Raw genomic sequence first — 16834 nt, 5'->3', positions numbered from 1 at the left:
CCCCGCGCCGCCGGGGCGGGCGCGGCGCGCCCGGGCCGGGGGGGCCCGCGGGGGGGCCCGCGCGCCCCCCGGCGCCCCCCCCGCCGCCGGGCCCCCCCCGCCGCCCCCCCCCCCGACGGGACGAGAGCCGGTGACCGCCCACTGGGACGCCGTCGTGGTCGGCGCCGGCTTCGCCGGGAGCCTGGTCGCCCACCGCCTCGGCGCACAGGGGTGGCGGGTGCTCGTCCTGGAGGCGGGACGACCCGCGCCCACCGGTGCCGAAGCCTCGGCCGCCCACCGCGCGGCCGGCGGCGGACCACCCACCTCGCCCTACCCGCACAACCCCGAGGCGCCGTCACCCGACGTCACCGACCTCACCGGACTGCCCGGCGGCGGCTTCACCGCCACCGGACACCTCCGCCAGTACGGGCCGCTGCCGTACGCCAGCGGCTACCTGCGCGCCAACGGCGGCACCGGCCTGCTCTGGACCGGACTCGCCCCGCGCATGCACCCCGAGGACTTCCGCACCGGCGACCTCGGACACGGCCGCAACTGGCCGATCGGCTACCACGACCTGGAGTCGCACTACCGCGACGCCGAGCACGAACTCGGCGTCGCCGCCGACGCCGGGGAGCAGCGCAGCGCCGTCGGACTGCCCATCCCCGACGACTACGCCTTCCCGATGCGCGCCATCCCCGCCAGCTTCCTCGACCGGCAGCTGGCCGACGCCCTCGACGGCCGGACCGTCCGCGACCCCGTCGTGCCCGGGCCCGCCCGGCTCGCCGTCACCCACACCCCGCACGCCCGCAACGGGGTGCCGACCACCGGGGTGCCGGTCCGTCCCGGCTCCGCCGACGGACCGCTCTGCGCGGGCAGCGCCGGCTGTGTCCCGGCCTGCCCGAGCGGCGCCAAGTACACCCCGCTGCGCACCCAGGCACGCTGGGCTTCCGGGGTCGAGCTGCGCACCGGGGCCGTGGTCGCCCGGGTGCTCGCCGACCCGCGGACCGGGCGTGCCGGGGGAGTCGAGTACCTGTCCGGCGGTGCGACCCACCGGGTGGCGGCGGACCTGGTGGTGCTCGCCGCGCACGCGATCGAGAACGCCCGGCTGCTGCTGCTCTCCGGTCTGGCCGAGCGCAGCGACCAGGTCGGGCGCAACCTGATGGACCACCCGGCCCTGCTCACCTGGGGCCTGATGCCCCGCCCGGTCGGCCCCCACCGGGGGCCCGGCTCCACCAGCGGCCTGGAGGCCTTCCGCTTCGGCCCCGGCCGCGACCGCCGGGCCCCGTTCCGGATCGAGATCGGCAACTGGGGCTGGTCCTGGGCCGGTGGGCCGCCGGAGGCGGAGGCCGCCGCGATGCTCGCCGCCGGACTGCGCGGCAAGGAACTGCGCGAACGCCTCGGCGACCGGCTCGGCCGCCAGTTCTCGCTCCAGTTCGAACTGGAACAGCCCGCCGACCCGGCCAACCGGGTCACCCTCGACCCGGACCGGCGCGACCCGCTCGGCCTCCCCGCGCCGGCCGTCCGCTACGACCTGTCCGACTACGTCCGCGAGGGCATGGCCTCCGCCCGGGGCGTCTCCGACCAGCTCTTCGCCCTGCTGGGCGCCGAGGACCACACCGCCTACCCGGCGGAGGGCTGGCCGGGCCGGCTGGAGCACCGGGGAGCGGTCCACGGCTACCGGGGCGCGGGCCACGCCGGCGGAACCCACATCATGGGCGACTCGCCCGCCACCTCCGTGGTCGACCACTGGCAGCGCTGCTGGGACCACCCCAACCTGTACGCCGTCGGCTGCGGCTCCATGCCCTCGCTCGGCACCTCCAACCCCTCGCTCACCATGGCCGCGCTCGCGCTGCGCAGCGCCGAGCGGATGCACCGGGACCTGCTGGAGCTGCACCGGCCGGCGACCGTCACGACACCGGCCACGTCCCGTACCCCCGTACCCCCTTCATCCTCGGAGCCCTCATGACCGGCATGCCGCTGCCGCCCGTACCGGAGCCGTACCACCTGCCGTTCCACTACGGCGCGCTGCACAACATCGGCGTCGACTACCTGGTCGACCACGAGCGGGCCCGCGAACTGCTCGGCAAGCGCCACCCCGGGCTGCAGGCCGCCGCGTTCGACGGCGGGGCCTGCGTGTCGCTGAACTACCAGCTCTACTTCGCCCAGTACCCGAACGGCGGCGGCATCACCCAGGAGTTGGAGATCAACCTGATCGCCCACCCGCTGTTCGCCGAGGACCGGATCCCGGTGGTCAACTACGGCCAGTACGCCCGGGGGTACGACCAGACCAAACTGCTCGGCATCGCCCGGCTGCACGTGCTCTGCGACAACCTGCTGGCCATCGACGCCGGACGCCGGCTCTACGCCGAGCCCAAGCACCCGGGCTGGTTCGAGACCACGCTGCCCTCCCTCAACGCGCCCGCCGTGCGCGAACGCTGGACCGTGTCCTGCCGCCGCGCCGGCCTCGGGCCCGACGGGCTGGACCGCCACGACGAGGAACTCCTCGCCCTGGACGTGAACCTGGCCGGCCTCACCCCCGAAGCGGTCACCAACACCCCGATCACCGGCTACGGCACCGACGACGAGGGCAAGCTCCTCGCCGGGCCGCTCACCGTGTACCAGCCCTACCGCTACTACGCCCTGGACGACCGCACCGCCGACCGCGTCCGGCTCGACCTCGGCAACCCCGCCGAGGAGTCCGCCCGCGACCTCGCCCACCTGATCGCCGACGCCCCGGCCGCCGGGGTCTGGACCTACCAGTCCCCGCCGGTCGCCGCCCACAACCGGGCCTACTACGTCCGGTGACCGCGGAGCGCTTCACCCCCGGGAGTACCGCCGTCCGCCGGGACATCGCGTACGGCCGGGTCTGGACGGCCATGCCGTACACCGTCCTCGCCGACGACGGCGCCGACCTGACGATGACCGCCCGCCCCGGCATCGCGAGCCTGGCCCCGTCGAGCTGGACCACCGCGCGGCGGGCGGGCGACGTCGCGGTCCGCAAGCGCGGCATCGACGACCTCGCCGCCGGTCAGTGGGAACTCGACCACTGGGTCTGGCGCGACACCGTGGTGCTCAGCCGGTTCGTCGCCGGCGAGCCGTACAGCGTGCACCGCTTCCTGACGCCCGAGGGCCGGCCGCTGCGCTGGTACGTCAACTTCGAGCGCCCCTACCGGCGGACGGCCATCGGCATCGACACCCTCGACCTCTTCCTGGACCTGGTGATCACCCCCGATCTGGCGACGCACACCTGGAAGGACGAGGACGAGTACGCCCAGGCCCGGCGCCTCGGCCTGATCGACGAGGCCACCCACCGTCAGGTGGAGCGCGCCCGTGAGGCAGCCCTCGCCCAACTCCTGGACCGCAGGGGGCCGTTCGCCCCCGCCCCGGACGCCTGGACGATGCCGCCCCCGGGCCCGCTGCCCGTCCTGCCGGCCGCGACCCTCAGCACCCCCGCGGGGTGAGTCCGCGGCTGCCTGCTAGGGTCACGCCTCGACATGAACGACACCAGCCCGACGGGCACCGCGGACAAGACATGCACCGCGAACGCGACCGGCCATGCGGACCCGACGGGCACCGCGGCGAGGGCCCTGGTGAACGCCGCGGACGCGATGGACGACATCGAGGCGCTCGGCCACCTGCACGACGGTGGAGACTACCGGCGGCTGGCTGAACGGACCTCGAACCCGGACGTGCTGCGCCGACTGGCCCGGGGCGAGTACCCGTTCGTCTGGCACGCGATCGCCAAGAACGCCGCCGCGCCCACCGACCTGCTGGTCTCGCTGTCCCTCCGGCGCAACACCACCTGGAACGAGAACCTCCTGCTCGAACTGATCGCCGCGCACCCCGCCCTCACGGGCGAGGCGTTGGACGGGTTCATCGATCTCCTGGCCACGCGGCTGAGGGAGGACGCGCGCCCGTACGCGGCGGTGCTGGAACTGGCCCGGAGGCCGGAGCCCACGGCCGAGCGGCTGCACTGGCTGGTGCACCTGCCCGGGGCCTCGGCCCGGTTGCGCCGGGGAGTCACCCGGGTGCTGGTGGCACGACCGGACCGGTGAGCGCGGACGGCGCCTGTCCGTCGGCCTGTTGTCCGTCGTCCTGATGCCCGTCGTCCTGCTGCGCGCCGGGCCGATCCGTGGGTGCGGCTGCGGCCGGCACCCGGGACCAGCGCCCGGCGAGGACCGTTCCGGCCACCAGCTGCAGTTGGTGGTAGAGCATCAGCGGCAGCACCATCAGCCCCGCCTGCGACCCGAACAGGACCGTGGCCATCGGCAGGCCGTTGGCCAGGCTCTTCTGCGAACCGCACAGAACGGCCGCGATGCTCGCGGACCGGTCGAGCCCCAGCAGCCGCGCCCCGAGTGCGGTGGCCGCGAGAGCGGCGGCGAGCAGGAACAGCAGCACCGCGAGGAGCCCGAGCAGGGCGACCGGCGTGGCCAGGCGCCAGATGCCCTGGGCCACCGCCGCGCTGAACGCCGTGTAGACCACGAGCAGGATCGACACGCGGTCCACCGGGGCCAGGGACCGCCGGTGACGGTCCAGCAGCCCGCCGATCCACGGTCGCAGCAACTGCCCCAGCAGGAACGGGGCGAGCAGCTGGAGCCCGATCCGCAGCAGCCCGTCGGCGGACAGCTCCGTGTGCGAGCCCAGCAGCCGGGCCGCCAGCAGCGGGGTGAGGAACAGCCCCGCCAGGCCGGAGTAGGTGCCCGCGCAGATCGCCGCCGGGACGTCGCCCCCGGCGGCGCCGGTGAGCGCCACCGAGGACTGCACCGTCGAGGGCACCAGGCAGAGGAACAGCACCCCGGTCTGCAGCGGCGCGGTCAGCGGTACCGGGGTGAGCAGTGCCGTGGCGAGCCCGAGCAGCGGGAAGAGGACGAAGGTGGCGGCCAGGACCAGCCCGTGCAACCGCAGGTGCCGCAGACCGGCCAGCGTCTCGCGGGTCGAGAGCCGGGCGCCGTAGAGGAAGAACAGCAGTGTCACCGCGAGGTCGCAGGCCGACCCGGCGACCCGCGCCGACCCGCCGGAGGCCGGGAACAGCGCGGCCAGGCCGACCGTCCCGGCCAACGCCGCCAGGTACGGATCGAGCCACCGAGGCACCTGCACACGCGCGCCCAGCGCAGGCCGGTGTTGCCCCTGGCGGCGTTGCCCGTGCCGACGCTGCCCTGGCGGTCGCTCCGGCTGGTCCCAGCCTGCCGGACGGTCGGTCACGGACCGCCTCCCGTCACCGGGCGGCGCGCGGGCCCGGCCGGCGGCGCCGGACCCAGGAGACCGCCGACCAGCGAGCCCGCGCCGTCGTGGTCGCTGCCCGCCGAACCGCTGCCGTTCTGGAGATTGGCCGTCCGGTCGACCTCCAGCCACGAATCGGCGTTGGAGTTGTCCACGACGGTGATCAGGGACCCGCCCGCCGCCGCGGGTGCGGCGCCGGCCGCGAGCAGGGCGCACGCTCCGGCCACCCCCAGCACACCGGCCCGCAGGGCGGCGGCCGCCGAGGGCGGGGCGGGCCCGCGCCGACCGGCCGTCACACCGTCACCGCCGTCAGCTCCCGAGAGCGGGCGATGTTCCGCTCCAGCAACTCGGTGGACTCCCGCACACCGATCTGCCGGTCCTCCTCCGCTGCGGCGGGCAGCCGCCCGTCGGCGACCTTCAGCCCGGCCAGCGCCTCCTCCATCGCCCGGTGCGCCGCGAACAGGCACGGTGTGCTGTAGATGGCGACGTCCACCCCCAGCTCCGTCAGCTCCGAGAGCGACAGCCGGGGGGACTTGCCGCCCGCGATCTGGTTGAACAACAGCGGCTTGTCGCCGACCACCGCGCGGATCCGGCGGATCCACTCCTCGCTGCGCACGCCGTCGACCAGCACCACGTCGGCGTCCGTCGCGGCGAGCGCCCGGGCGCGGCGCAGGATGTCCTCCTCCTCGGTGGCGTCGGTGCGGGCGACCACCACGAGGTCCGTCCGGTTGGCGAGGACGAGCTCCAGCTTCTCCAGGTACTCCTCCAGCGGGAGGACCTGCTTCCCGTCCGCGTGGCCGCAGCGGCGCGGCCGCTTCTGGTCCTCCAGGATCACGCCCGAGGCGCCGATGCGTTCGAGCCTGCGCACGACGTGGCAGGCCACCTCGGGATCGACGTAGCCGTCGTCGATGTCGACCAGGAGGTGGTGCCGGGGGAAAGCGCCGCGCAGCCGCTCGACGAAGCCGACCATGTCCGGCCAGGCGATGAAGCCGATGTCGGGCAGCCCGTAGTAGGAGGCCGCGAAGCCGAAGCCGGAGACGAACATGCCGTTGTAGTGCTCGGCCGCGATGGAGGCCGAGTACATGTCGTAGACGCCGATCAGGGGCGTGGTGCCGGGGCCCGCGATCTCCGCGCGGAGGCGCTGTCCGGGGGTGTCCGTCGTCGTGGTTCCGTGGAACAAGGCCTTCTCCTCATCCGGATGACTTTGCCTGAACTTGGTGTTCGCTAGACCAAACCGAGGTGTCATCACTATGCGGCCTTTAATGTTCCGTGGGCAAATCTTTAAAGGAGATTCCCACGTTGGAGTGAAGGTATCGGCGACAATAGGAAAGGCGTAAAACACTTTCGTATGCCGCGCGGGCGTCAAGGGTTCCGGGACGGGAAGGTCGGCGCGGCTGTCCGGGTGATCGGGTGCCGTGCGAGGTGCGGCACGTCGTCCCGGCGGTCGACGGCCGCGAGGGGGTCGCCCGGGTGCCGGCCCGTGCGTCCGGAGCGCGCACCCGGGTCCGGGGGAGGTGTCCGCGCCGGAGTCGTCGGCGGGAGCGGGAGCGGGAACGGGCACCGCCCGCTCCCGCGGACCGCCGGGCGCTGACCTGCGGCGGTCCGACGGTGCGATGTCCGACGGTGGGCGGTCCGACGGCGGCCGGGCGGGCGGACGGGTCGGTGGGTGGAGAGGCCGGGCGGCCGGGTTCAGGCGCTGGCCACCGGCGGCGCCGCGCGCCGCTCGCGCAGCGTCCTGAGCATCCGGCGGGTCGCCTTGGTGGCGACGGGCGGCAGCAGCTCCAGCGCCAGCCGGCGCGGGGCGGAGCGCAGGACCGGGGCCTTGACCTGGTAGTTGAGGCGCAGGACGCGCGCCCCGGCGATGGTGTCCTCGTCCACCGTGTAGCCGTCGGCCCGCCAGTCCCGCGCCAGCAGGACCTGCCGGGCCGCCGCGGCGTCGCCCCAGGTGCCGTAGAACTTCATCGGTGTGAGCAGGACCGGGCGCAGTCCGCCGGTGAAGACCGCCTCCCAGACCGCCGCCGAGACGCCGGGGGTGTGCTCGGAGCGGTAGTCGTCCAGCGCGACCAGGCCGTTCCCGGTGAGCGCGGCCCGCGCGACGGCGATGTCGCCGGCGACGTGCTCGTACAGGTGGGAGGCGTCGACGTGGACGAACCGGCAGCTGCCGGCCGGGATCCGGCCGTCGGCCAGCACCGAGGTGGGCGCCTGCACGATCTCGGGCAGTTCGCTGTGGAAGGCCAGGTAGTTGGCCTCGAAGGCGCTTCGGGTCAGCGTCTTCCGGTAGGACATGTCCATCTCGGCGGCGTTGTCCTCGTCGCCGGCCTCGGAGTCGAACAGGTCGCAGACCGTCAGCCGCTCGCCCGGCCGCAGGTGGTCGCCGAGCAGGACGGCGCTGCGGCCCAGATAGCTCCCGAGCTCCAGGATGTCGCCGGTGACGCCGGCGGTGGTCTGGGCGGACAGCAGGTGGCCGAAGGCGGCCCGATCGAGACTGAAGAACCAGCCGGGGATGTCGTCCCGCTTCATCGGTGCGGGGCGGGCGGCTGCGGTCTCGGCAGTGGGCACGGCGGCCTCCAGGGGGACGGCGGGGCGCGGTGGCGGATCACGCCGCGGAGGGACGCCGAGGACGTGAGGCGGATCATCATAGCCACGCGGGGGCCCGCTGGGGCCAGGTGTGGAAGGACGTGATTCCGTTCGGCCGTTCGGGCGTTGGGGCGTTCCCGGAGGGCGGCGGCGTCCGGGTCAGGCGGGCCGTCCGGATCGCTCCAGCTCCGCGATGGTCTCCGTCAGCCAGGCCCGCTCGGCGGCGGTGGAGGCCCGGGCGACGAGCAGCATGCCGCGCCGGAACGGATTGGGCTCCTGCTCGGCGCTGACCGGCCGGCCTTCCCCGTCGTAGAAGAAGCTGCTCGGCGCGTCCAGGAAGGCCAGCCGGCGGCGCAGGACGGCGGCCTGCCGGGCCGGGTCGGCGAGGTGGTGCAGGAACGTGGTGAGCGTGAAGAACCGGATCTGGTCGGTGATCTCGGCCTGTTCCGGGTCGGCCAGCCGCCGCAGCAGCTCGGCCCGGCCGTCCACGGTCGGTTCCAGGGTCTGGCGCGGCGCTGCGCCGGTGCCGGGTTCGCTGCGGCGGGAGAGCAGGCCGGCCTTCTCCAGCCGGGCGATGGCGGGGTAGAGCGCGCCGTCGCTGACCGGCCGGACGTGCCCGGTCAGGCCGGTGATCCGGGACTTGAGTTCGTAGCCGTGCAGCGGCTGGTCGTACAGGAAGCCGAGGATCGCGAGGGTCAGCACGGTCGGGGCCCTTCCGTCGGAGCGCGCCGGTGGAGCGGTCATGATATCTCTTGCCGATGTACCTCGAATCGATGTATCTCTATTCGAGGTTGCCGTCCGGGCTCCGGCCGAAGGGCCCCGAGCAGGCCCCGGACGGCGGAACAGGGGAGGAATCATGCGCGGGCATCTGTCCCGACTCACGGCGCTCGCCGTACCCGTCTACGCGGAACTGCTGTCCGGGGTGGTCGCCTCGGTGATCGGCACGCTCTGGGTGGCCGGTCTCGGCGGGGCCGCGGTCGCCGCCGTCACCTTGGCCGGAACCGTCGAGAACCTGCTCCTCGGGCTCGTCCTGGTGGTCGGCTCCGGCACCAGCGTCCGGCTGTCCCGCGCACTCGGCGCCGGCGACCACGACGAGGCCGCCCGCACCACCCGCGCCGCCTGGTGGCTCTGTGCCGCGGGCAGTCTCGCCCTCGCCGTCCCCGGCTTCCTGCTCCGTGACCGGCTCGCGGGCGCCTTCCTGGACGGCGAGGCCGCCGCCCACGCCGCCGCGTACCTCACCGTCGCCTTCCCGGCCTTCGCGCTGTTCTTCGGTCAGCGGGTCGCCGACGAACTGTTCAAGGGTGCGGGCGACACCCGCACCCCGATGCGGATCGCCCTGCTCTCCAACGCCCTGCTGCTCGTCCTCGACCCGCTGCTCATCCTCGGCGCCGGCCCGTTGCCCGCCCTCGGTGTACCGGGCGCCGCGCTGGCGCTGGCCGCCTCCCGGGCGGTCGCCCTCGCCGTCACCCTGCGGCTGTCGGCGCGGCCGCAGCCGTGGCCCCGGCCGGCCCGGGCCGCCGGGGCAGTGCGCGCGGCGGCGGCGCGGATCGTGCGCGCGGGCACGCCGTTCGGCCTGGACTTCACCGCCCGGATGGCCGTCGGTACGGCCCAACTCGCGCTGGTGGCGGGCTTCGGTGTCGCGGCGGTGGCCGGCTACGGCGTCGGCTACCGGGTGCTGCTCGTCGTCACCATGGCCTTCTACGCGCTGCGCCAGGCCGCCGCGATCGAGGCCGCCCGCCTCACCGGCGCGGGGGAGGGCGGCGCGCTGCGCACCCTGCACCGCGCCACCGGACGGCTGGCCGCGCTCGTCGGTGCGGTGGCGGCGGTGCTGTCCGCGACGCTCGCCGCCCCGCTGACCGCATTGTTCACCGACGACCCGGCGGTGGCGGCGCAGTCCGTCGGGTTCCTGCGGATGGCGGCGCTCTACCTGCTCCCGTACGCGCTGGTGGTGGCCCTCGGTGGGTTCCACCAGGCGGCGGGTGCCGGCCGCCCGGTGGTGCTGTCCGTCCTGGTCGGGCTCGGCGCCCAACTCGTCACCTCGGCCGCGCTGTCGGGGCCCCTGGGAGTGTCGGGCGTCCGGCTCGGACCGGTGGTGGGCGCGGTCCTGCAGCTCGCCCTGCTGGCGGCCCTCGCACGGCCTCGGGCGTCGGCTGCACCGAAACGACCGGCGGTACCGAAGCGACCGGCGGCACGGGAGCAGCCGGAGGCCTCGCGCCCCGCGCCCGCACCGCACCCGGCGCCGGCCGACGAACTGAGGGTGCTCCGAAGCGCCGAGTGACCCGCGGCGGCCGCGGCGGCCGCGGCGCCCGCCGAGCGCCCGCCCCGGACCGGCGCGGGCGCGCGGAGGGTGCCGGCTGTGCGAGGGTGGCGGGCATGGCATCCACCCCGGACGGGCGGCCGATTCCGCCTGCGCACGCCGACGAACGGACCATGCTGGAGAGCTGGTTGGACTTCCAGCGGGCCACGCTCGCCACGAAGGTCGCCGGGCTCGACGACCGTCAGGTCCGGCTGGCCGCCGTACCGCCGTCGACGATGACCCTGCTGGGTCTGGTGCAGCACCTCGCCGAGGTCGAACGCACCTGGTACCAGCGGGTGTTCGCCGGCCTGGAGGTGCCGCCGGTGTACGGCGCCGACAACCCCGACGGGTACGCGCTGGACCCGGGGCGGGGGGCCGCCGAGGCACTGGCGCGCTGGCGGGCGGAGATCGACCTCGGGCGCGAGCTGACCGCGTCGGCGTCCCTGGACGCCGCGGGCCCGCTCTCCGCCGGAGCCGCCGCGGCGCTCGGCTCGGAGACCGTCTCGCTGCGCTGGATCCTGGTCCACCTGGTCGAGGAGTACGCCCGCCACAACGGCCACGCCGACCTGCTCCGCGAGTGCGTCGACGGCGTCACGGGCGTGTGACGGACTCCGGTGCCCGTCCGGTGCCGTCCGGCAGCCGTGCGGCGAGCAGGGTCCCCGCCGCCGCCAGGGCGGCCATGGCCAGGGCGGAGGGCGTCAGCGCGGCGCCGGGGTCGCCGCTGCCGGTGGTGGTCGTGGCCAGCGCGATTCCGAGGGCCGGGCCGACGTTCAGCGCGGTCTGCTGCAACCCGCCCGCGACGCCGGCCTCGCCGGTGGACGCGCCCCGTACCACCAGCGCGGTGGCCGTCGCCATCACCGCGCCGAATCCGGCCCCCAGCAGCAGGAAGCAGACGGTGATCCCGACGGTCCCCGAACCGGGGCCGAGCCGGGCGGTGAGCAATGCGCCCGACGTGACCAGGACCGTCCCCACCAGCACCACGGCGCGCTCGCCGTGACGCTTGGCCGGCCGGGCCGAGGTCGCCGCCGCGACGATCATCGCCACCGCGAGCGGCGCCGCCCGCAGTGCGCTCTGCAGCGGGTCGAGCCCCAGCACGTCCTGCAGGTAGTACGTCGCCGGGAAGAGCACGCCCTGGAGCGCCGCCGAGGTCGCGAGCAGGACCCCGAGCGGCGGTGCGACCGCCGGCGAGCGGAGCAGGGCGGGTGGCAGCAGTGGACGGGCGGTGCGCCGCTCGTGCCGGGCCAGGGCGAGGCCGAGCACTCCGGCCACCGCCAGGCCGAGCGCGGTGCCGGCCGACCAGCCGGAGTCCGGCAGGGTGACCAGGGTCTGCACGAGGCAGGCCAGGGCCAGTGCGAGCAGGGCCGCGCCCGGCAGGTCGAGCCCGCCGCCGGGTGCGGCCGCCGCCGGTCGTGCCGCGGACGGCACGGCGAGGACCGCGAGCAGTGCGGCCCCGGCGGGCAGGAGGCCGACCAGGAAGACCGACCGCCAGCCGAAGTGCGCGGTGAGCGCTCCGCCGACCAGGGGCCCGGCCGCCGCCGCGAGCCCGATCGCCGCGGTGCGCACCGCGATCGCACCGGCCAGCCGGTCGGCGGGCCAGGCGGTGCGCAGCATGCCGAGGGTGGCCGGCTGCAGCAGGGCGCCCGCCACGCCCTGGACCACCCGCAGGGCGATGACCCAGCCGATGCCGGGCGCGACGGCGATCGCGGCGGAGCTCGCGGCGAAGCCCGCCACGCCGAGGGCGAAGACGCGGCGGTGCCCGTAGCGGTCGCCGAGCCGGCCGGCGAAGACCAGCAGGGCGGCGACGGTGACGAGGTAGCCGGTGCCGGCCCACTGGACGGCGGCGACGGAGGCGTGCAGGTCACGCTGGAGGACGGGCCGGGCGACGGTCAGCACCGTGCCGTCGAGGGCGACCAGGACGGCGCCGGTGATGCTCGCGGCGAGGGTGAGCCGGCGGTGGAGCCGCGGTGTCACCGGGCGGCCGGGCCGAGGTGGGCGTCCAGCACGGCGCGCAGCAGCGGTTCGACGTCCTCGCCGCCGGTGATGAGCCGGAGGCTGCCCCAGGTGCGCAGCTGGGCCAGGCCGTGCAGGTTGGACCACAGGGCGGCGGTGGCGGTGGCCGGGTCGTCGCCGTCCGGGTGCACCTCGGAGACCAAGCCGACGAAGGTGAGGAACAGCGGCACGCTGGTGCGGCGCAGTTCCGCACCGCTGCCCTCCAGCAGGTCGTGACGGAACATCAGCTCGAACATGCCGGGGTTGGCGGCGGCGAAACCGAGGTAGGCGCGGGCGAGCGCGTCGAGGCGGCTGCGGGCGTCGCCGCCGGTGCCGGCGGCGAGGGCGTCGGCACCGGCGAGCGTGTCGGTGAGCCGGCCGAAGCCCTGCTGCGCGATGGCGGCGAGCAGTTCGCGGTGGGTGGGGAAGTAGCGGCGGGGCGCTCCGTGCGAGACCCCGGCGTGGCGGGCGATCTCGCGCAGTCCGAGTGCCTGGACGCCCCCGGTGGTCACCAGTTCGACGCCGGCGGCCACCAGTCGGGCGCGGAGGTCCCTGTCCTGATCAGTCATGGACACTGTCTACCAGGGTGGCGTAGACAGTGTCTACTCGCCGTCGGTCGGGTGCCGGGAGCAGAATCGGCGGCATGGACGAAGGCGGCGAGTCGGCCTGCTGGCTGGAGCGGGTGTGCCCGGAGTGCGGACGGCTGCGGGAGCGGTCCGGTCCGGAACCGTGCGAGAACTGCGGTGCCACCGGCGACGACCCGCCCTGCGGTGCCACCGGCGACGACCCGCCCTGCGGTGCCACCGGCGACGACCCGCCCCGCGGCGCCGGACGGACGGACCCGGGCGACAGCTGAGCCCCCCGACAGGGCGCGGAGAGCCGGACCCCGGCCCGGCCGCTCGGCCGGACCGGGGTGGCGCCCGCCTGGACGGCGGGCGGCGCTACTGCGCCGGCGGCTCGTCCCGGAACTGGTTCTTCATCTGCTCCTGGGCGGTGTCCACCTGGCTGCCGTACGTGCCCTGGGTGTGCTCGTCGACGGTGTCACCAGCCTTGTCGACGGCCTTGTCGGCCTGCTCCTCGTGGCCCTTCAGCAGGCTCTTGAGCTTATCCATCATGGACATGTGGTCACACTCCTGGATGAGACGGCCCCACTCCTCCAATATCACCGCGCATCCCCCCGCGCGCATCCCGCGGGCCGCGCGGCGGGCTTGGCAAGGCGATTCCGGTCCTGTCAAATCGTGAGTTCACGGCCCGTCGGAAGGAGTCGCCCTGATGCTGCGCACCCGTCGCTCGACCTCCCCGCTCGACCGCTCCACCACGAACGACCGCGCCACCCGGCCGGACAACGCCACCCCGTTACCGCGCTCACGCGGCGCCGCCGCCCGGCGCGGCGCGGGCGCCGCACTGACCGTTGCCACCCTGGTCACCCCGCTGCTGCTGGCCGGTGCCGGGAACGCGGTGGCCGACCCCGACCCGGCGCGCAAGGGCGCCAAGCTGGCCGCGCGGCTGGTCGAGGCGAGCGACGCCGAGACCGCCCGCGACACCCTGGCCGCGCTGCAGCGGATCGCCGACCGCAACGACGGCACCCGGGTGGCGGGTTCGAAGGGCCACGAGCAGTCCGCGCAGTACGTCTACGACCGGGCGCGGCGCGCCGGACTCAAGGTGTCCAAGCAGGAGTTCGAGTACACCTTCTTCGAGGCCCGGACCCAGCGGCTCGACGTGCTGTCGCCGAAGGCCGAGTCCGTCCCCGTGATCGCGATGACGTACTCGGTGAGCGGCCCGGACGCGGGCCTGACCGCCGAGTTGGCCGTCGCGCCGGTCAGCGCCACCACCGGTTGCGCGGCCACCGACTACCCGGCGGGCGGGTTCACCGGCAAGGTCGCCCTGATCCGGCGGGGCGGGTGCAGCTTCGCCCAGAAGCAGGCCGCCGCGGCGGCGGCGGGCGCGGCCGGCGCGCTCATCTACAACAACGCCGACGGTGACCTCAACGGCACCCTCGGGGACCCGACCGCCGGAAAGGTCCCGACCGGCGGGATCACCAAGGCGGCCGGTGAGGCACTGGCCGCCGGGGCGGCCGCCGGGCCCGTCCGGGTGACCCTCGACCTCCGCACCTTCATGGAGCCGCGCAAGACCTGGAACGTCATCGCGGAGACCCGCGGCGGCGACCCGGCCAACACCGTGATGGTCGGGGCGCACCTCGACTCCGTCCCGGCCGGGCCCGGCATCAACGACAACGGCTCCGGCTCGGCGGGCATCCTGGAGGTCGCCGAGAACCTCAACGTCCACCCGGTGAAGAACAAGGTCAGATTCGCCTGGTGGTCCGCCGAGGAGTTCGGCCTCAAGGGTTCCGAGGCGTACGTGGCGTCACTCTCCGAGGCGGATCGGAAGAAGATCCGGCTCTACCTCAACTTCGACATGATCGCCTCCCCCAACTACGCGCAGTTCGTCTACAACGGTTCCGGCAGCGCCGGCGGCGGCGCGGGCCCCGAGGGCTCGGCGCAGATCGAACGCGACATCACCGGTTACCTGGACGGCCTCGGCCTGCCGCACGACCCGACCGCCTTCGACGGCCGCTCCGACTACGGTCCGTTCATCGACGCCGGCATCCCGGCCGGCGGCACCGACACCGGCGCCGAGAAGATCAAGTCCCCGGAGCAGGCGGAGCGTTACGGCGGCACGGCGGGCACCGCCTACGACACCTGCTACCACAAGGCCTGCGACAACCTCGGCAACATCGACATGGACGCCTTCGACGTCAACATCGACGTGATCGCCAACGCCGTGGGCACCTACGCCTGGGACCTCTCCTCCCTCCAGCGGCCCGTACCGGCGCCGGCCCCGACCGGGAAGTCGGCGGCCGTGGGCGCGGGCAGCCCCGGCACCAGCGGCACGAACGACGCCGGAGTGGGCGGCTGCGCCGACGACGTGGCGGCCTGATGCCCGGGTGGGCCCGCTGCCGTCCTCGGGCGGCGGGCCCACCCGCCCGCCGTACGCACCGCGAACGCCGCCTCCGACCGTGCCACCGCTCCCTCCCCTCCGTCATCGTCCCTGATGGGCGCCGGTGCGGTCACCGTAGCGGAGACCACTGACAATCCGGCCCCGGGCCTGTACGGTGCCGCGCGGAGCGCATCCGCCGAGACCCGGTGGGTGCGCCGAGCCCGGTCCTGCCACCATGGGACCGAGATCACGACACCGTGACACCCTCGGAGGAGTCAGCAACATGAGCACGCACTACGACGTCGTCGTCCTCGGCGCGGGCCCCGGCGGCTACACCGCCGCCGTCCGCTCGGCCCAGCTGGGCCTGAAGGTCGCGGTCATCGAGGCCAAGTACTGGGGCGGCGTCTGCCTCAACGTCGGCTGCATCCCCTCCAAGGCCCTGCTGCGCAACGCCGAGCTCGCCCACATCTTCACCAAGGAGGCCAAGACCTTCGGCATCAAGGTCGAGGGCCAGGTGACCTTCGACTTCGGCGAGGCGTTCCGCCGCAGCCGCTCGGTGGCCGACGGCCGGGTCAAGGGCGTCCACTACCTGATGAAGAAGAACGGCATCACCGAGTACGACGGCTGGGGCACCTTCGTCGACGACCACACCCTGCAGGTCGCGCTCAGCGGCGGCGGCTTCGACGTCGTCACCTTCGACCACTGCGTCATCGCCGCCGGGGCCACCACCCGCCTGCTGCCCGGCACCAGCCTGAGCGAGCGCGTCGTCACGTACGAGGAGCAGATCCTCACCGAGCAGCTGCCGGAGAGCATCATCATCGCCGGCGCCGGCGCGATCGGCGTCGAGTTCGCGTACGTGCTGCACAACTACGGCGTGAAGGTCACCATCGTCGAGTTCCTCGACCGCGTGGTGCCGCTGGAGGACGTCGAGGTCTCCACCGAACTCGCCAAGCAGTACCGCAAGCTGGGCATCGAGGTGCTGACCTCCACCCGGGTCGAGTCGATCGACGACAGCGACCCCGGCGCCAAGGTCCGCGTCACCGTCACCAAGGACGGCGAGCAGAAGGTGCTGGAGGCCGACAAGGTGCTCCAGGCGATCGGCTTCGCCCCGCGGGTCAACGGCTACGGCCTGGAGAACACCGGGGTCAAGCTCACCGACCGCAACGCCATCGCGGTGGACGGCCGCGGCCGCACCAGCGTCGAGCACATCTTCGCGATCGGCGACGTCACCGCCAAGCTGATGCTCGCGCACGCCGCCGAGGCCATGGCCGTGATCGCCGCCGAGACCATCGGCGGGGCGGAGACCATGGAGGTCGACTTCGCCATGATCCCGCGCGCCACCTACTGCCAGCCGCAGATCGCCTCCTTCGGCTACACCGAGGCGCAGGCCCGGGAGCTGGGGTACGACGTCAAGGTCGCCAAGTTCCCGTTCACCGCGAACGGCAAGGCGCACGGCCTCGGCCACCCGATCGGCTTCGTCAAGGTCATCAGCGACACCACGCACGGCGAGCTGCTCGGCGCCCACCTGATCGGCCCCGAGGTCACCGAGCTGCTGCCCGAGCTGACGCTGGCCCAGCAGTGGGACCTGACCGTCCACGAGGTCGCCCGCAACGTGCACGCCCACCCGACGCTGGGCGAGGCGGTCAAGGAGGCCATCCACGGTCTCGCCGGTCACATGATCAACATGTGACGCACCGTCCCCGACGTCCGGGCGCACCCGGCCGGATCCGGTCGGACGCCGCACCGCGCCCCCCGCGCGCCCGCCCGCCCGGGGGGGGGGGGGGGGGCGCGGGGGGGGGGGGCGCGGCGGGGGGGGGGCGCTCCCACGGGTCGTCG

17 protein-coding genes are annotated in these 16834 nt (G+C 74.6%); 9 read left to right on the top strand and 8 right to left on the bottom strand.

The window, feature by feature from the left end:
- Nucleotides 1–130 precede the first annotated feature (130 nt).
- The 4 genes from ACFV0O_RS31195 to ACFV0O_RS31180 are packed head-to-tail and all read left to right on the top strand — an operon-like array spanning nt 131 to nt 4034.
- Nucleotides 131–1945: a GMC family oxidoreductase gene (locus ACFV0O_RS31195; protein ID WP_380347075.1), complete on the top strand. Its 1815-nt coding sequence runs from the start codon at nt 131–133 to the stop codon at nt 1943–1945.
- Nucleotides 1942–2784, top strand: coding sequence for a hypothetical protein (locus ACFV0O_RS31190; RefSeq protein WP_380347073.1), 843 nt, complete (start codon nt 1942–1944; stop codon nt 2782–2784). The genes ACFV0O_RS31195 and ACFV0O_RS31190 overlap by 4 nt, the downstream gene beginning before the upstream one ends.
- Nucleotides 2781–3440, top strand: coding sequence for a DUF402 domain-containing protein (locus ACFV0O_RS31185; protein ID WP_380347072.1), 660 nt, complete (start codon nt 2781–2783; stop codon nt 3438–3440). Before ACFV0O_RS31190 ends, ACFV0O_RS31185 begins: the two co-directional genes overlap by 4 nt.
- Nucleotides 3441–3473: 33 nt before the next feature.
- Complete coding sequence (locus ACFV0O_RS31180; protein WP_380347071.1) at nt 3474–4034, top strand: hypothetical protein; 561 nt, start codon at nt 3474–3476, stop codon at nt 4032–4034.
- On the opposite strand, the gene ACFV0O_RS31175 is transcribed toward ACFV0O_RS31180, so the two are convergent.
- The 5 genes from ACFV0O_RS31175 to ACFV0O_RS31155 all read right to left on the bottom strand — a co-directional run bounded on the left by ACFV0O_RS31175 (nt 4000) and on the right by ACFV0O_RS31155 (nt 8478).
- Nucleotides 4000–5076, bottom strand: a complete 1077-nt coding sequence (locus ACFV0O_RS31175; protein WP_380347069.1) for a bile acid:sodium symporter family protein — start codon at nt 5074–5076, stop codon at nt 4000–4002. The genes ACFV0O_RS31180 and ACFV0O_RS31175 overlap by 35 nt on opposite strands.
- A 101-nt stretch (nt 5077–5177) precedes the next feature.
- The gene (locus tag ACFV0O_RS31170) at nt 5178–5495 is read right to left on the bottom strand and encodes a hypothetical protein (RefSeq protein ID WP_380347068.1); all 318 of its coding nucleotides are present in this window, start codon (nt 5493–5495) and stop codon (nt 5178–5180) included.
- Nucleotides 5492–6379 carry an oxaloacetate decarboxylase gene (locus tag ACFV0O_RS31165; RefSeq protein WP_380347066.1) on the bottom strand — a complete coding sequence of 296 codons (888 nt, stop codon included), beginning with the start codon at nt 6377–6379 and terminating at the stop codon, nt 5492–5494. Before ACFV0O_RS31165 ends, ACFV0O_RS31170 begins: the two co-directional genes overlap by 4 nt.
- Nucleotides 6380–6888: 509 nt before the next feature.
- Nucleotides 6889–7758 (bottom strand): class I SAM-dependent methyltransferase, encoded by an 870-nt coding sequence (locus tag ACFV0O_RS31160; protein WP_380347065.1) that lies wholly within the window; start codon nt 7756–7758, stop codon nt 6889–6891.
- A 177-nt stretch (nt 7759–7935) separates the two neighbouring features.
- Entirely contained in the window at nt 7936–8478 is a 543-nt protein-coding gene (locus ACFV0O_RS31155) for a PadR family transcriptional regulator (protein WP_380347112.1), read from the bottom strand.
- Between the two features lie 154 nt (nt 8479–8632).
- Here ACFV0O_RS31155 and ACFV0O_RS31150 point away from each other — a divergent pair, with 154 nt between their 5' ends.
- Both ACFV0O_RS31150 and ACFV0O_RS31145 read left to right on the top strand, forming a co-directional pair.
- The gene (locus ACFV0O_RS31150) at nt 8633–10054 is read left to right on the top strand and encodes an MATE family efflux transporter (RefSeq protein WP_380347063.1); all 1422 of its coding nucleotides are present in this window, start codon (nt 8633–8635) and stop codon (nt 10052–10054) included.
- 95 nt (nt 10055–10149) lie between these two features.
- Entirely contained in the window at nt 10150–10677 is a 528-nt protein-coding gene (locus ACFV0O_RS31145; RefSeq protein ID WP_380347061.1) for a DinB family protein, read from the top strand.
- Here the strand turns inward: ACFV0O_RS31145 and ACFV0O_RS31140 are convergent.
- Together ACFV0O_RS31140 and ACFV0O_RS31135 are read right to left on the bottom strand one after the other, a co-directional pair.
- On the bottom strand, nt 10664–12043 hold the full coding sequence (locus tag ACFV0O_RS31140) for an MFS transporter (protein ID WP_380347060.1): 1380 nt from the start codon (nt 12041–12043) through the stop codon (nt 10664–10666). The genes ACFV0O_RS31145 and ACFV0O_RS31140 overlap by 14 nt on opposite strands.
- Nucleotides 12040–12630, bottom strand: a complete 591-nt coding sequence (locus tag ACFV0O_RS31135) for a TetR/AcrR family transcriptional regulator (protein ID WP_380347059.1) — start codon at nt 12628–12630, stop codon at nt 12040–12042. Before ACFV0O_RS31135 ends, ACFV0O_RS31140 begins: the two co-directional genes overlap by 4 nt.
- A 74-nt stretch (nt 12631–12704) precedes the next feature.
- Here ACFV0O_RS31135 and ACFV0O_RS31130 point away from each other — a divergent pair, with 74 nt between their 5' ends.
- Nucleotides 12705–12917, top strand: coding sequence for a hypothetical protein (locus ACFV0O_RS31130; RefSeq protein WP_380347057.1), 213 nt, complete (start codon nt 12705–12707; stop codon nt 12915–12917).
- A gap of 85 nt (nt 12918–13002) precedes the next feature.
- Here the strand turns inward: ACFV0O_RS31130 and ACFV0O_RS31125 are convergent, their stop codons facing one another.
- Nucleotides 13003–13182 carry an antitoxin gene (locus ACFV0O_RS31125; RefSeq protein ID WP_360255455.1) on the bottom strand — a complete coding sequence of 60 codons (180 nt, stop codon included), beginning with the start codon at nt 13180–13182 and terminating at the stop codon, nt 13003–13005.
- A gap of 151 nt (nt 13183–13333) precedes the next feature.
- Between ACFV0O_RS31125 and ACFV0O_RS31120 the strand changes: the two genes are divergently transcribed.
- On the top strand, nt 13334–14998 hold the full coding sequence (locus ACFV0O_RS31120) for a M28 family metallopeptidase (protein WP_380347056.1): 1665 nt from the start codon (nt 13334–13336) through the stop codon (nt 14996–14998).
- Nucleotides 14999–15281: 283 nt separating this feature from the next.
- On the top strand, nt 15282–16688 hold the full coding sequence (gene lpdA, locus ACFV0O_RS31115; protein ID WP_380347054.1) for a dihydrolipoyl dehydrogenase: 1407 nt from the start codon (nt 15282–15284) through the stop codon (nt 16686–16688).
- Nucleotides 16689–16834: the final 146 nt, after the last annotated feature.

This window comes from Kitasatospora sp. NPDC059577 (assembly GCF_042735475.1).
In the GTDB taxonomy this organism is placed as follows: Bacteria; Actinomycetota; Actinomycetes; order Streptomycetales; family Streptomycetaceae; genus Kitasatospora.
The sequence above is the reverse complement of the archived record's forward strand: the minus strand, read 5'-3'. Positions and strand labels throughout refer to the sequence as shown.

Bases quoted from the DNA above. Each gene is read 5' to 3' on its own strand.
- ACFV0O_RS31190 (WP_380347073.1), top strand. From the start codon at position 1,942: ATGACCGGCATGCCGCTGCCGCCCGTACCGGAGCCGTACCACCTGCCG.
- lpdA (WP_380347054.1), top strand. From the start codon at position 15,282: ATGAGCACGCACTACGACGTCGTCGTCCTCGGCGCGGGCCCCGGCGGC.
- ACFV0O_RS31135 (WP_380347059.1), bottom strand. From the start codon at position 12,630: ATGACTGATCAGGACAGGGACCTCCGCGCCCGACTGGTGGCCGCCGGC.
- ACFV0O_RS31145 (WP_380347061.1), top strand. From the start codon at position 10,150: ATGGCATCCACCCCGGACGGGCGGCCGATTCCGCCTGCGCACGCCGAC.
- ACFV0O_RS31180 (WP_380347071.1), top strand. From the start codon at position 3,474: ATGAACGACACCAGCCCGACGGGCACCGCGGACAAGACATGCACCGCG.
- ACFV0O_RS31120 (WP_380347056.1), top strand. From the start codon at position 13,334: ATGCTGCGCACCCGTCGCTCGACCTCCCCGCTCGACCGCTCCACCACG.
- ACFV0O_RS31125 (WP_360255455.1), bottom strand. From the start codon at position 13,182: ATGTCCATGATGGATAAGCTCAAGAGCCTGCTGAAGGGCCACGAGGAG.
- ACFV0O_RS31130 (WP_380347057.1), top strand. From the start codon at position 12,705: ATGGACGAAGGCGGCGAGTCGGCCTGCTGGCTGGAGCGGGTGTGCCCG.
- ACFV0O_RS31150 (WP_380347063.1), top strand. From the start codon at position 8,633: ATGCGCGGGCATCTGTCCCGACTCACGGCGCTCGCCGTACCCGTCTAC.